The sequence below is a fragment of the Stenotrophomonas sp. 220_Sma genome, from assembly GCF_056487375.1.
In genome coordinates this window covers 2,692,322-2,706,595 of the sequence record NZ_CM151348.1, presented here as the reverse complement: position 1 = coordinate 2,706,595, position 14,274 = coordinate 2,692,322, and the positions used below count along the sequence as shown (strand labels likewise).

Here is a 14,274-nt window from a genome sequence, read left to right as displayed (position 1 = left end):
AAAGGCAACCGGGCGCGGGCGTGGCTCTACAACGCCGGCTCCACCGAGCCTCAGGCCGGCTTTACCTGCTCAGGTTCCGCAGCCTCCGGCAGCGGCGGCAGGCTCGGGTCCACCGTCACCGGCGCATCGCTCTTCAGCAGCGCAGCCGCTTCCCTGTCGCTGCCGACGGCCGGCGGTGAACCACGCAACGGCAGGCCGGCGGTTTCCTTCACGAACAGCATCGTGATCAGGCCGACCACCGCCGCGCCCATCAGGTAGTAGGCCGGCACCAGCGGGTCGCCGGTACGTTCCACCAGCCATGCGGTGACCAGCGGCGTGGTGCCACCGAACAGCGACACCGAGACGTTGAAGGCGATCGACAGCGCGCTGTAGCGCACCGGGGTATAGAACAGCGCCGGCAGCGTGGATGGCATCGAGCTGGTGAAGCACACCAAGGCCAGGCCCAGCAGCATCAGGCCGAGGAAGATCATCCAGTCGTTGCCGCTGCCGACCAGCAGCAGGCATGGAATCGCCAGTACCAGCAGCGCGATGCAGGCGCCGATGATCATCGGGCGGCGGCCCAGCCTGTCACTGAACAACCCGCCGACAATGTTCAACGGCATCATCACCAGCATCACGATGATGATCAGCAGCAGGCCCTTGCTCTCGGCGTAGCCCATGGTCACGCTGAGGTAGCTGGGCATGTAGGTCAGCAGCATGTAGTCGGTGACGTTGAACACCAGCACCAGGCCCATGCACACCAGCAGCTGGCGGCCGTGCACCTGGAACAGCGCGCCAAGCCCGGGCCGATCATGTTCGCGCTTCTCGGCTTCCTCGGCGAAGGCGCGGAATGCCGGGGTCTCTTCCAGCTTCATGCGCATGTACAGGCCGAGCAGGCCCAGCGGGCCGGCCACCAGGAATGGAATGCGCCAGCCCCAGTCCAGCATCTGCTCGCTGCTCAACAGCATGTGCAGTGCGGTTACGGTACCGGCGCCGGCTATATAGCCGCCCAGCGTACCGAACTCCAGCCAGCTGCCCATCAGGCCGCGGTTGCGGTCGGTGGAATACTCGGCGATGAAGGTGGCCGCACCGCCATATTCGCCGCCGGTGGAAAAGCCCTGCACCACACGCGCCAGCAGCAACAGCACCGGTGCCCAGATGCCGATCCGCTCGTAGGAAGGAATCAGGCCGATCGCAAAGGTACCCAGCGCCATCAGGATCATGGTGAACGCCAGCACCTTCTGGCGCCCATAGCGGTCGCCGAGCGGGCCGAACACCAGGCCGCCGAGTGGACGCACCAGGAATGCCACGGTGAAGGTGGCGAAGGCCGCGATCACCTGTGCGGTGGGATTGCTCGACGGGAAGAACACCTGGCCGATGGTGACGGCCAGATAGCCGTAGACACCGAAGTCGAACCACTCCATGGCATTGCCGAGTGCAGCGGCACCGACGGCGCGCTTGAGCATGGGCTTGTCGACGACGGTGATCTCATCGACCTTCAGGTGGCGGCGGCGTTTGAACCAGCCGAAGTGGGCATGGGAATCGGGCGTGTCCTGCATAGGGGCTCCCTTGTAGGTATGGAATAGGGGAATGGGTGCTGTGGTGTGTCCCGGAAGTCGGAAACGGCGATGCAGGCGCAAGTGGCGCAGGGGCATCGGAAGGCGGCGTGGGGGCCGGGGAATGTGTGCAGGCGCAACGCCACGCGCACGGCAAAGCACCGCCGCAAGGGCGGAAACGCGGCAACGGGATCACAACGGCCGCGCAGTTGGCAGCCGCGTGTCACATCAGCGTGTGGGGATGGCAGGCCGTGGGCCTGCGGGCGTCATCCGCCGGGATCCAGCGCGAGGCGATGGAAATGCAGGGCGGGAGCAATCGTGGCAAGCGAAGCGCCGGTCGGCAGTGCTTCCCACGTAACAGGTGCGCCCGTCACGTAGTGGGTCGTGTCGATCATCCGTTCATCATAACGGCACCGGCGTGAGCGTGCAGCGAAGCGGGCTGATCTGCACGCTGTGTTCCACGTCGCCTGTTCAGAAGGCTCAGGCTGACTTCGCCAGCAAACCGAACACCGTGCAGGCCATCGCCAAGGCGCCCGGCAGTGCCAGTTTCCGCGTGACCAGTGCGGCGCCGATCATCGTGAGCACCGAGAGCATGATGGCCAGGGCGAAAAACGGTTGGCCCTGCAGGAACTGGTGGATGCATCCGGCGCAGCCGGCAATGGCCAGGCTGGTGGCGAAGCAGACGTGGAACAGTGAGCCAGCGTGCACAGAGGTTCCTCGCGATGATGGAGGCCATAGCGGCAGGCCTCCCGGTAAATTTAGGGCGGATTTCAGATTGCGATGACGGAATCACATCCTGTACGCGCTCTGGTGACATCGGCGTGCATAAGGTGGAGCACACACCCACTTTTCAAATTGATGGAGGATGCAATGGCGCGGACGATTCCCGAAGGAACGCTGATCGTGGTAGCCGACGGTGGTTCGGCACGGGTGTTCACCAACGTGGGCAGCAACCATCAGTTGACCCTGAAGCAGGAGGGCGAGTTGCGCCTGCAGGACATCAGTGAGCAGGGCGTGTCCGGGCAGGGGCCTGCGGGTGCCGTGCCGAAGGACATGTCGGTCTCGCAGCTCAACGAGGCTACGTTCGCCAAGCAGGTGGCCGAACAGCTCAATGAGGATGCCTTGAAGAACCGCTATGCGCACCTGGTGTTGATCGCCGACCCGACCACGCTGGGTCGCATCCGTCCGCTGCTGCATAAAGAGGTCCAGGCGCGATTGCTCGGGGATATTGCCAAGGATCTGACCAACGCGCCGCTGGAAGACATCCAGAAGGCACTGGCGGCGTAGCGCTCATGCCGTTCATGCGTGATCACCTTCCGAACGAGCCCACCTTTGCGGGGGTGGCGGCGCAGGCTGGGTGGCAGGTGCTGGAGTTCGGTGCGCCCTGGTGCGGTCATTGCCAGGCCGCGCAGCCCGCGTTGCAGGCCTTCGTCGAAGCGAACGATCTGCCGCATTGGAAGATCGAGGATGGCAAGGGAAGGCCATTGGGGCGAGCGTTCAAGGTGAAGCTGTGGCCGACAGTGGTGCTGCTGCGCGATGGAGAAGAGGTCGCGCGGGTGGTGAGGCCGCTGGACAGTGCGGACCTCATGTCGTTGCAGAGCGCGCTTCCCGGTTGATGATTGAACCCGGCGCGGGACACCGGGCAGTCGCACTGCAGCATGCGGCGTGACAGGCCCAGTGCTAGCATCCGGCTACCACCTGAATCGATCCAAACGCCGATGCCCACGCTGGACCGTCGTCTCCTGATCGCTGTCGCCGCCACGGCAATGCTCGCTTCCGGCCTGGCGTCGGCCGCTCCCGCCAAAACCGCCGCCGACAAGGCCTACGCCTCGGTCGACCCGTTCATTGGTACTGGAGGTGAAGGCCACACCTACCCGGGTGCCACAGTGCCGTTCGGCATGGTCCAGCTCAGCCCGGACACACGCATCCAGCCACGCGAAAAGGCCTATGGCTGGGCAGCCGGCTATCGCTACGACGACAGCAGCATCGTCGGCTTCTCGCACACGCATTTTTCCGGCACCGGTCATTCGGACCTCGGCGACATCCTGCTGATGCCGTTCACCGGCAATCCCGGCCTGGAGCGCGGTGATCCGGAAAAGCCACGCAGCGGCTACGCCTCGCGTTTCCGCCACGACGACGAGAAGGCCGAGCCGGGCTACTACGCAGTCACCCTGGATGACTACAAGGTGCGCGCGGAGCTGACCACCAGTGCGCGCGTGGGCGTGCACCGCTATGCCTTCCCCAAGGGCACCGATGCCAAGGTACTGCTGGACATGCGCACCAGCATGTACGACTACCCGGGCAAGGTGCTGTGGTCGCGGGTGCGGGTGCGCGCCGATGGCACGGTGACCGGCTTCCGCGAAACTCGTGGTTGGGCGCCGGGCCGCCAGCTGTATTTCGCGATGCGTTTCTCGCGGCCGCTTTCCGGGCATGAGCTGCACAACACCGAGCAGGACATTGTCTACAAGGGCTTCCCGCCGCCGGGCGAAAAGGATCCGGCGCAGCGCGCACAGATCGAGGGGCGCCAGCTGGTCGGCACCTTCGCCTTCGGCAAGCTGGATGCACCGCTGGTGGTCAAGGTGGCGATCTCGCCGGTCAGCGAAGCCGGTGCCATCGCAAACCTCGACGCGGAAGTGGCCGGCTTCGATTTCGACCGCGTTCGCGCTCAGGCAAAGCAGGAATGGACGCAGGCGCTGTCGGTGCTCGATATCGATGCGCCGGAACATGCGCGACGCAGCGCCTATACCGCGCTGTACCACACGATGCTGGGGCCGACGCTGTTCATGGATGCCGATGGCCAGTACCGCGGTTCGGACAACGCGGTGCACAAGGCCGACGGCTTCACGAACTATTCGACGTTCTCGCTATGGGACACCTACCGTGCGCTGCACCCGTTGCTGACGCTGGTGCAGCCGGAGAAGCGCAACAGCGACTTCGTCAATTCGATGCTGGCCCACCATGAGCACAGCCCGTACGGCATGCTGCCGGTGTGGTCGTTCCATGGCCTGGAAGACTGGTGCATGATCGGCTACCACGCCGTGCCGGTGATCGCCGACGCCTACGTGAAGGGCATCCGCGGCTTCGACGCCGACAAGGCGCTGAAAGCAATGGTCGATACCGCCAACTACGGCCCGTACGATGGCATCTCGCAGTATCGCGAGCTGGGCTACGTGCCGATCGACGAGGAAGGTGAGGCGGCCAGCAAGACGCTGGAATATGCCTTCGATGACTGGACCATCGCGCGCATGGCACAGGCGATGGGCAAGATCGATGTTGCGGCCACCTTCGACAAGCGCGCCGGCAACTGGCGCAACGCCTTCGACAAAGACACCGGCTTCATGCGCGCACGCAAGCGCGATGGCAGCTTCCGCACGCCATTCGACCCCAGCGCCAGTGGATACGGCACCGACTACACCGAGGGCAATGCCTGGCAGTACTCATGGTACGTGCCGCAGGATGTGGCCGGTCTGGCGGCAGCGCACGGTGGCAGTGACAAGCTGCTCGCGCGCCTGGACGAGGTGTTCAACGCCAAGGTCGATCCGTCCATCTTCGAGCACATGGAAGACATCACCGGCCTGATCGGCTGGTATGCGCATGGCAACGAGCCCAGCCACCACGTGGCCTACCTGTACTCGTACGCCGGCCAGCCGTGGCGCACGCAAGCGCGCCTGAAGCAGATCATGGACACCCAGTACGCCGACCGTCCGGATGGTCTGGCCGGCAACGATGACGTCGGCCAGATGTCGGCGTGGTATGTGTTCACCGCGCTGGGCTTCTACCCGGTGGCCCCCGGCTCGGGTGAGTACATCCTCGGCCGCCCGTTCCTGCCGAAGACCGCGATGCGACTGCTGAACGGCAAGACCTTCACCATCGTGGCCGACGGGCTGGATGACAGGCACACCTATGTGGGCAGCGTGAGCCTCAACGGCAAGCCGCTACAGCGCACCTTCCTGCGCCACGACGAGATCCTGGCCGGTGGCGAGCTGCGCTTCAGCATGCAGGCCGAGCCGAACAGGGACTGGCCGGGGCAGGGCGCGCAGGCGCCGTATTCGATGAGCCGATGATGATGGGTAGGCGCCAACCAAGGTTGGCATCTACCGGGATCCGCCGGCTGGGGTGCTTTGGGTAGGTGCCAACCTTGGTTGGCATGCGGGACGTCAACAGCGCCCACCAAGGTGGGCGTCTACCGGGATCCGCCGGAGGGGTGCCTTTGGTAGGTGCCAACCTTGGTTGGCATGCAGGAGGTCAACGGCGCCCACCAAGGTGGGCGTCTACCGGAATCCACCGGCTGGGGTGCCTTTGGTAGGTGCCAACCTCGGTTGGCACACGGGACGTCAACAGCGCCCACCAAGGTGGGCATCTACCGGGATCCGCCGGCTGGGGTGCTTTGGGTAGGTGCCAACCTTGGTTGGCATGCGGGACGTCAACAGCGCCCACCAAGGTGGGCGTCTACCGGAATCCGCCGGCTGGGGTGCTTTTGGTAGGTGCCAACCTTGGTTGGCATGCGGGACGTCAACAGCGCCCACCAAGGTGGGCATCTACCGGGATCCGCCGGAGGGGTGCCTTTGGTAGGTGCCAACCTCGGTTGGCACGCGGGAGGTCAACGGCGCCCACCAAGGTGGGCGTCTACCGGGGCCCGCCGGCTGGGGTGCTTTTGGTAGGTGCCAACCTTGGTTGGCATGCGGGACGTCAACAGCGCCAACCAAGGTTGGCGTCTACCGGGGCCCGCCGGCTGGGGTGCCTTTGGTAGGTGCCAACCTTGGTTGGCACGCGGGACGTCAACAGCGCCCACCAAGGTGGGCGTCTACCGGGATCCGCCGGAGGGGTGCCTTTGGTAGGTGCCAACCTTGGTTGGCACGCGGAGCATCAACGGCGCCAACCAAGGTTGGCGTCTACCGGAATCCCCTGGCCGAGGTGCCTTTGGCAGGTGCCAACCTCGGTTGGCCCACGGGACGTCAACAGCGCCCACCAAGGTGGGCGACTACCGGGTGGCGTGACCGGGTAGGTGCCAACCTTGGTTGGCGCGCAGGACGTCAGCGGGATCGAAACCGCATCCCCACCCGCGCGCCACCGATCGGGGCAGTATCGATCACCAGCGCCGCATCATGCCGCTGCGCGATCTCGGCCACGATCGCCAGTCCCAGCCCACAGCCATCGCCTTCACTGCTGGCCCGGTAGAAGCGTTCCGTGACGCGCGTGCGCTCGGCTTCGGCAATGCCGGAGCCGTCATCGTCCACCCACACCTGCACGCCCTCGGCATCCTGCTGTAGTCCCAGGGTGATCACGCCTGGCACGGCACCGTAGCGCAGCGCGTTGTCCAGTAGGTTGCCCAACGCCTCGCGCAGCAGCTGCGGATCGCCCTGTACCTGCACGCCGTCGTCGGGCCCGTCATAACCCAGGTCCACGCCTGCAGCCAATGCGCGGTCCGCATAGCGCTCCACCACGCTACGCGCCAACGCGGCCAGGTCCACTGGCTGCAGCGGCAGTGCGCTGCCATGTGGATCTTCGGAGCGGCTCAACATCAGCAGTTGGTTGACCAGATGCTGCAAGCGGGCCAACCCGGCCAGCGTGCCGGACAGCGCCAGCTGCTGGGCCTGCGGATCATGCTGGCGCAATGAGCTCTCCAGCTCCACCTGCATGGCCGCCAACGGTGTGCGCAGTTGATGTGCGGCGTTGCTGACGAAGCGCCGCTGCGCATCCTGCATCGCGTCCAGGCGCTGCAGCAGGGCGTTGTACGCCTCAACCGCCGGCCACAGTTCGCGCGGTGCCTCCTGCGCCGGATCCAGCGGTGCCAATGGATCCGGCCGCGGGCTGGCCAGCTTCCGCGCGACCAGGTTGGCGTGGCCTGCGGCGGCGCCGGTACCGGACCATGCCAGCCACGCCGCCAGTGCCAGGATCGCGGCCTGGAACGGAACGCTGGTCAGCAGCAGCTTGCGTTCCAGCCGGTGGCGCTTGCGCAGTGTCTCGGCCACGCGCAGCCGGATGTCATGGCCCGGGCCGGCGCTGACCACCACTTCGACCATGCGCACCGGTTGACCACGCAGGCGGGCATCGTAGTAGACCGCATCGTCATTCGCGGCGGCGCTCGCCGGACGCGGCAATGCCTCGGGCAGGTCGCCATACAGGCGCCCGCCATCCGCATCGACCACCTCGCCATGCACTTCGTCGGCGGTGTCCCAGGTGAACATGCGTGATACCGCCGGGGTGATCTCGATGGATGCGCGGCCGTCCTGCACCGTCACCAGCTCGGACAACGACATCGCCGAATCCAGCAGCCAGCGGTCGTAGACCTGGCCGGCATAGAAGCGCGCCAACGCGAATGAACCCACCGCACTGCACAGCAGCAGCACCAGCAGCGGCAGCCACAGGCGCCGCAGCAGCAGGCCACGCAGGCTGTGCACGCGCTCAGTCACCCACGGCCTCCAGCCGGTAGCCGAGGCCACGCAACATGCGGATGCCGACGCCGGCGCGGGCCTGCTCCAGCTTGCGGCGCAGGCGGCTGACGTGCACCTCGATCACCGACAGGTTGGCCTCGTGGTCCCAGCTGTAAAGCGCATCGAACAAGCGCTGCTTGGTCACGGTGCGGCCGGGGTGCTGCATCAACGCTTCGACCAGCGACAGCTCGCGCGCGGTCAGCTCGATACGCTGGCCGTCCACCTGCACTTCGTTGCGGATGCTGTCGAAGCACAGCCGGCCCAATCGCTTCTGAGCCGGTGCGTCACTGCGGCGGCGCGACAACGCACGCAGGCGCGCTTCCAGCTCGCCCAGCGCGAATGGTTTTGCCAGATAGTCATCGCCGCCACGGTCGAGGCCAAGGATGCGATCCTCCACGCCATCGCGCGCAGTGAGAATCAGCACCGGCAATGTGGCGCCATCGTTGCGCAGGCGCGACAGCAGGTCGAGGCCATCCACGTCCGGCAAGGAAAGGTCCAGCACCATCACGTCATAGGGTGCACTGGCCAGCGCCGCAGGTGCGTGCAGTCCGCGCGAGAGGTGGTCGCACAGATGACCGGCACCTTGCAGGGCGCGGATCAGTCCATCGGCCAGGGCGGCATCGTCTTCGATCAGCAGGATTCGCATTGCAAGCTTCGTGCAAGGTTGGGGCAAGTTTGGCGCAAGTGCATCACCTTACCTTGACGCACATGAATTTCTCCTCTCGTCTTGCGGCCGTGCTGGCCACTCTTCTGTGCGCGCCTGTGGCTTCGGCGCTGTCCCTGCAGGACGCGCAGCGCGCAATGGACGCACACAACCCTGACCTGCGTGCGGCGGCACTGGAGCTGCGCGGTGTGCAGGGCGATGCGCAGACGGCGGCATTGCGCCCGGCCACCGAGCTTTCGCTCGGTACCAGCAAGGTCAGCCCCAAGCATGGCATCGGCCCCGGGCGCTGGCAGGACAAGCGCGTGGACAGCACCGTGGGCCTGGGCTGGACCTGGGAACGTGGTGGCAAGCGTGCGTTGCGCATCCGCCAGGCCGACGCGCTGCTGGAAGTGGCAGGGCTGGAGATGCTCGATACCCGTCGCCGACAACAGGTGGCACTGCATGAAGCCTATTTCGGCCTGAAGGGCGCGCAGGAGCGGGCCCAGATTGCCGACGCCAACCGGCAGAGTTCGGCCGAGCAGATGGCAGCGGCGGATAAGCAGGTTGCGACAGGGGCGATGGCACCGGTGGATCGCGCGCGGCTGGCTGTGGACGACCTGGCTGTGGCGGACGCGGCGCGCGAGGCAGCACTGGATCTGCGTGACGCGCGGAATGTGCTGGGGATGCTGCTCGGACGTGACGACAGCCATGACCTCAGCGCCGATGATCCGTGGCCAGACCCCGCAGCCAGGGCCGATGAGCGCGCGTTCGATCCGCAGCAGCGCGCGGATCTGCGCGCTGCACGCTCGCGCCTGGCAGCCGCCGATGCCGGCGTGGCACTGGCGCGCAGCGAGCGCCATCGCGATATCCAGCTGGGCGTGGAGGCCGAACGAGAGCCGACCGACATCAGCGGTGTCACCTGGGGTGTGTCATTGACCATTCCGCTGGGGGGGCCGTCGCCGGCGCGCGGCGCGATCCAGCGTGCCGAGGCCGACCGTGACAGCGCCGCGCTGGAGCTGCAGGTGCTGCAGCGCGAAGCACGCGCCGAGCTGGACCAGCTGCAGGCCAGCGCGCAGTCCGCCGCACAGCGCCGCAGCGACTATGAGGGACTGCAGTCCGACGCCGCACGCAAGGCGGTGCAGGGCATCGAACTGGCGTACCGGCGCGGTGCCGCCAATCTGACCGATCTGCTGGATGCGCGCCGCAGCTGGCGCGACTTCGAGGCCGCACTGATCGAGGCGCGCACCGACCATGCCATTGCACTGGCGCGCTGGGAAGCCGCCACATCCGTTGCCGAAGGAGAATCCCGATGAAGTCCACCGTCGCCTATCGCCCGCAGGCGCGATACGCCGTGCTGCCCGTCTTGCTGGCGCTGATCCTGCTGGGCGGCTGTGGTCGTGAGCCAGCTTCCTATCTTGAGGACGCACCTCGGGTCAGTGCCGGCCAGATTCAGTTTCCTTCCGACAGCCGCCAGCTGGACGTGCTGCGCAGCGAGACAGTGAGTGCCGGCGCCAGCGCCAGCCTGCAGCTGCCGGGCCGGGTGGTCTGGGATGAGACGCGCTCCAGCGCACTGCACACGCCGCTGCCGGGGCAGGTAGCGCGCATCGAGGCACAGCCGGGGCAGAAGGTGAAAGCCGGCCAGGTCATCGCCTGGATCACCTCGCCCGAGTTCGGCCAGGCTCAGGCTGAAGGTGCCCGTGGTCGCGCCGAGCTGAAGCAGGCACGCAAGGAACTGGACCGTACCCGCGAACTGCATGCGGCGGGAGTGGCGTCGGGTCGTGAACTGGACGAGGCCGAGGCAAACTTCGCTGGCAGTCAGGCTGATCATGCACGCGCGGCCGCCTTCGCCAAGGCCTATGGCAACGGCCAGCGCGTCGACCAGCGCCTGCCGCTGCGCGCTCCCATCGATGGCGTGCTGGTGGAGCGGCGGATGAGCCCGGGCATGTCGGTCAGCCCCGACAGCGATCAGCCGTTGGCAGTGATCGGCGATCCGGACCGCCTGTGGCTGTTGCTGGACATTCCCGAAAGCCTGGCCGGACGTTTGAAGGCGGGCATGCAGGTGAGCGTGCCCGGTGCCGATGGACAGCCGTTGCAGGCGACCCTGCAGCACGTGGATGACTTCGTCGACAGCGAGCGCCGCGTGGTGCAGGCGCGCGCCGAGCTGGACAACCGTGCGCGTGGTTTCAAGGCAGGGCAATACGTGCGCGCCCAGGTGGCGTTGCCGGCCGAGGGCGGTGTCTCGTTGCCCGATGCGGCGGTGCTGCTGATCGACGGCAAGCAGGTAGTGTTCGTGGAAGAGGGCAAGGGCCGCTACGTGCGCCACGCCGTGCACGCCGAGGAGCTGGGTGACGGTCGACTGTGGGTGCGTGACGGTCTGGCGGCTGGCAGCAGGGTGGTGGTCGAAGGGGGCCTGCTGCTGCAGCAGCTGGTCGACAGCGCGCCAGCGGCCGCCAGCACCGGCGCGGGGCATGCCGCCCCATGATCGATCGCCTGATTGCCTATTGCCTGCGCCAGCCGCTGATGGTGATGCTGGCACTGCTGTTGTTCATCGGCGGCGGCATCGCCGCGTTCCGCGTGCTGCCGGTGGAAGCCTTCCCGGATGTGTCCGACACCCAGGTGACGGTGGTGTCGCTGCACCCGGGCCGGGCCGCCGAAGAGGTGGAACGCGAAGTGACGATGCCGCTGGAAGTGGCCTTGTCCGGCATTCCGCATTCGGTGCGGGTGTTCTCGCATACCCAGTTCGGCCTGTCGATGATCATCCTGACCTTCGACGACAAGGCCGACGACTATTTCGCGCGGCAGCAGGTGCTGGAGCGCCTGCAGGGCGTGGAGCTGCCGGAGGGCGTGACCCCGGAGCTGGAGGCGATGAGTTCGGCGGTGGGCGAGATCTACCGCTACGTGCTCAAGGGCCCGCACATGACGCCGACCCAGCTGCGCACGGTGCAGGAATGGACGATGGAGCGCAGCCTGCGCACCGTGCCGGGCGTGGCCGATGTGATCAGCTTCGGCGGGTTCGCGCGCACCTTCCAGGTCAAGCCGGACCTGGACAAGCTGCGTGACCGCGGCATCAGCCTCGGTGAATTCGCCGAGGCGCTGGAGAAGGGCAGCTCCAATGCCGGCGGCGGCTACGTGGAGCGCGGCCAGCAACAGTTCCTGATCCGCGGCGTGGGCCTGATGCGTTCGCCGGGTGACATCGGCAACGTGGTGGTGGCGCAGCGCGGCGGTACGCCGATCCTGGTGCGCGACCTGGCCAGCATCGCCGATACCGGCCTGCCACGCCAGGGTCTGGTCGGCCAGGACGACAATGACGATGCTGTGTTCGGCATGGTGCTGATGCGCAAGGGCGAGAATCCGTCCGACGTGCTGGACGCCCTGCATGCGCGCATCGCCGAGATCGAAGCGAACCAGCTGCCGGCCGGGGTCAGCATCGAGCCGTTCTACGACCGCTCGTGGCTGGTGTCGACCACGCTGAAGACCGTCTTCCGCAACCTGCTGGAAGGTGCGGTGCTGGTGTTCCTGGTGCTGTGGCTGTTCCTGTACAACGCCCGCGCCGCACTGATCGTGGCGGCAATGATGCCGCTGGCGCTGTTGTCGACCTTCCTTGGCCTGCACCTGTGGGGCGTGCCGGCCAACCTGCTGTCCTTGGGTGCGATGGACTTCGGCATCATCATCGATGGCGCAGTGATCGTCACCGAGCACATCGTCTCGCGATTGTCGAAGCTGCCACCTACGGCCGACCGGAAGACGCGCTTCTCGACCATTCTTTCGGCCGCATCGGAAGTGGGCCGCCCAACGTTCTTCTCGATGCTGATCATCATCGCCGCGCACATCCCGATCTTCACCCTGCAGCGCCAGGAAGGCCGCATGTTCGCGCCGATGGCGTACTCGGTGACCTCTGCGCTGATAGGTGCGTTGATCCTGGCGCTGACCGTGGTGCCGCTGTTCTGCTACTGGTGGCTGCGGCGCGACCGCATGCGCGATGGCAATCCGCTGATGGACCGCCTGACCGGCTGGTACCGGCCGATCCTGGAGCGTGCGTTGGCCCGACCGCGTGCGGTGGTGCTGACCGCGGTCGCATTGCTGGTGGGTACGTTGGCATTGGGTACCCGCCTGGGCTCGGAGTTCCTGCCCGAGCTGGACGAGGGCTCGATCTGGCTGACCGCCACGCTTGACCCCAGCACCAGCCTGGCCGAAGCGCAGCAGCAGTCGCGGCGCATCCGTGAGCTGGTCGGCACCTTCCCGCAGGTGTCGACGGTGGTGGCCAAGCTGGGGCGCCCGGAAGACGGCTCCGATGCCAAGGGCGCCAACCAGATCGAGGCGCTGGTGGCGTTGAAGCCGGAGAAGGAATGGCCGAAGGGCGTGGACAAGCGGCAGCTGGTGAGCGACCTGCAGCGCACGCTGGAGCAACGCATTCCGGGGCCGGAGTTCTCGATCTCGCAGCCCGTGCGCGACAACATCCTGGAGAGCATTTCGCAGATCAAAGGCCAGGTGGTGATCAAGGTCAGTGGCTCGGATCTGGACGTACTGAACCGGCAGGCGCAGGCGATCCTGGGCCAGGTGCGTGGGGTGGAGGGCGTGGAGAGTGCCTTCATCGACCGCGATGGCTCCTTGCCGCAGCTGCAGATCGATATCGACCGCGACCGCGCAGCACGCTATGGCCTGAACGTGCGCGACATCGACGAAGTGATCGAGACAGCACTGGGTGGGCGCCAGGTCGGCGAGCTGTGGGAGGGCGACCGCAGGTTCCCGATCACGTTGCGCCTGGACGATGCCGACCGTGACCTGCAACGGCTGCGTACGGTGCCGGTTGGCATCGGCGATGGCCACACGGTGACATTGTCCGACGTGGCCGACTTCCGCATGGCCAGCGGCGCGATCAACATCTCGCGCGAGAACGCACAGCGGGTAAAGGCAGTGAGCATCTTCATCGCCGGGCGGGACATGGGCAGCGTAGTGGCCGACATGCGCAAGCGCGTGGATGCCAGCGTGCAGCTGCCGGAAGGCTACCGGTTGGAATGGTCCGGTGAGTTCGAGAACCAGCAGCGTGCGATGAAGCGGCTGGGCTGGGTGATTCCGCTGTCGGTGCTGATCATCTTCGTGCTGCTGTTCGATGCCTTCAAGGACATCAGCAGCGCAGCACTGATCCTGGCCAACGTGCCACTGGCGATGATCGGCGGCATCCTGGCTCTGTGGCTGACCGGCATTCCACTGTCGGTGTCGGCGGCGATCGGCTTCATTGCATTGTTCGGGCAGGCAGTGCTGAACGGGGTGGTGATGCTCAGTCGCTTCGCCCAGCTGCGCGAGCAGGGCATGGACCTGCTGCAGTCGGTGGTGCAGGGCTCGCTGCAGCGCCTGCGCACGGTGCTGATGACCGCGCTGCTGGCGATGTTCGGCCTGCTGCCGATGGCGACCTCGCATGCAATCGGTGCAGAGACCCAGAAGCCGCTGGCGGTGGTGGTGATCGGTGGCCTGCTGTCGGCGATGCTGCTGACCCTGCTGGTGCTGCCGACGCTGTACTACTGGGTGCACCGGCGCCGCGAGGCCCGCGCCGGATGATCGGCACCGTAGATCCACGCCATGCGTGGATGCGACCCGGCCGCCAGGCATGGCCCGGTAGGTGCCCACCTTGGTGGGCACGCGGCGACGCGCCCACCAAGGTGGG

Annotated in this window: 11 protein-coding genes; 6 read left to right on the top strand and 5 right to left on the bottom strand. The window is 66.5% G+C overall.

What is annotated here, in order from left to right; all coding sequences use genetic code 11:
* Window positions 1-50: 50 nt before the first annotated feature.
* The 3 genes from proP to ACZLIB_RS12640 all read right to left on the bottom strand — a co-directional run bounded on the left by proP (window position 51) and on the right by ACZLIB_RS12640 (window position 2,243).
* Window positions 51-1,538, bottom strand: a complete 1,488-nt coding sequence (gene proP, locus ACZLIB_RS12650) for a glycine betaine/L-proline transporter ProP (RefSeq protein WP_478467789.1) — start codon at window positions 1,536-1,538, stop codon at window positions 51-53.
* Window positions 1,539-1,801: 263 nt separating this feature from the next.
* Window positions 1,802-1,930: a hypothetical protein gene (locus ACZLIB_RS12645; protein WP_256200907.1), complete on the bottom strand. Its 129-nt coding sequence runs from the start codon at window positions 1,928-1,930 to the stop codon at window positions 1,802-1,804.
* A gap of 85 nt (window positions 1,931-2,015) precedes the next feature.
* Window positions 2,016-2,243, bottom strand: coding sequence for a hypothetical protein (locus tag ACZLIB_RS12640; protein ID WP_049462507.1), 228 nt, complete (start codon window positions 2,241-2,243; stop codon window positions 2,016-2,018).
* A gap of 162 nt (window positions 2,244-2,405) precedes the next feature.
* Here ACZLIB_RS12640 and ACZLIB_RS12635 point away from each other — a divergent pair, with 162 nt between their 5' ends.
* The 3 genes from ACZLIB_RS12635 (at window position 2,406) to ACZLIB_RS12625 (ending at window position 5,599) form a co-directional block, all read left to right on the top strand.
* Window positions 2,406-2,822, top strand: a complete 417-nt coding sequence (locus ACZLIB_RS12635) for a baeRF12 domain-containing protein (RefSeq protein WP_019337746.1) — start codon at window positions 2,406-2,408, stop codon at window positions 2,820-2,822.
* Window positions 2,823-2,827: 5 nt separating this feature from the next.
* Window positions 2,828-3,151, top strand: coding sequence for a thioredoxin family protein (locus ACZLIB_RS12630; protein WP_049462508.1), 324 nt, complete (start codon window positions 2,828-2,830; stop codon window positions 3,149-3,151).
* 102 nt (window positions 3,152-3,253) lie between these two features.
* A complete protein-coding gene (locus ACZLIB_RS12625) occupies window positions 3,254-5,599 on the top strand; it encodes a GH92 family glycosyl hydrolase (RefSeq protein ID WP_478467788.1) in 2,346 nt (781 codons plus the stop codon).
* 969 nt (window positions 5,600-6,568) lie between these two features.
* Here ACZLIB_RS12625 and ACZLIB_RS12620 read toward each other — a convergent pair.
* Both ACZLIB_RS12620 and ACZLIB_RS12615 read right to left on the bottom strand, forming a co-directional pair.
* Window positions 6,569-7,948, bottom strand: a complete 1,380-nt coding sequence (locus ACZLIB_RS12620; RefSeq protein WP_478467787.1) for a sensor histidine kinase — start codon at window positions 7,946-7,948, stop codon at window positions 6,569-6,571.
* Complete coding sequence (locus ACZLIB_RS12615) at window positions 7,941-8,615, bottom strand: response regulator (RefSeq protein WP_006370279.1); 675 nt, start codon at window positions 8,613-8,615, stop codon at window positions 7,941-7,943. The genes ACZLIB_RS12620 and ACZLIB_RS12615 overlap by 8 nt, the downstream gene beginning before the upstream one ends.
* Window positions 8,616-8,677: 62 nt before the next feature.
* On the opposite strand from ACZLIB_RS12615, the gene ACZLIB_RS12610 reads away from it, so the two are divergent.
* The 3 genes from ACZLIB_RS12610 to ACZLIB_RS12600 are packed head-to-tail and all read left to right on the top strand — an operon-like array spanning window position 8,678 to window position 14,168.
* Window positions 8,678-9,925 carry a TolC family protein gene (locus ACZLIB_RS12610; protein ID WP_478467786.1) on the top strand — a complete coding sequence of 416 codons (1,248 nt, stop codon included), beginning with the start codon at window positions 8,678-8,680 and terminating at the stop codon, window positions 9,923-9,925.
* Window positions 9,922-11,094: an efflux RND transporter periplasmic adaptor subunit gene (locus ACZLIB_RS12605; RefSeq protein WP_164080264.1), complete on the top strand. Its 1,173-nt coding sequence runs from the start codon at window positions 9,922-9,924 to the stop codon at window positions 11,092-11,094. The genes ACZLIB_RS12610 and ACZLIB_RS12605 overlap by 4 nt, the downstream gene beginning before the upstream one ends.
* The gene (locus ACZLIB_RS12600; RefSeq protein ID WP_478467785.1) at window positions 11,091-14,168 is read left to right on the top strand and encodes an efflux RND transporter permease subunit; all 3,078 of its coding nucleotides are present in this window, start codon (window positions 11,091-11,093) and stop codon (window positions 14,166-14,168) included. Before ACZLIB_RS12605 ends, ACZLIB_RS12600 begins: the two co-directional genes overlap by 4 nt.
* Window positions 14,169-14,274 lie beyond the last annotated feature (106 nt).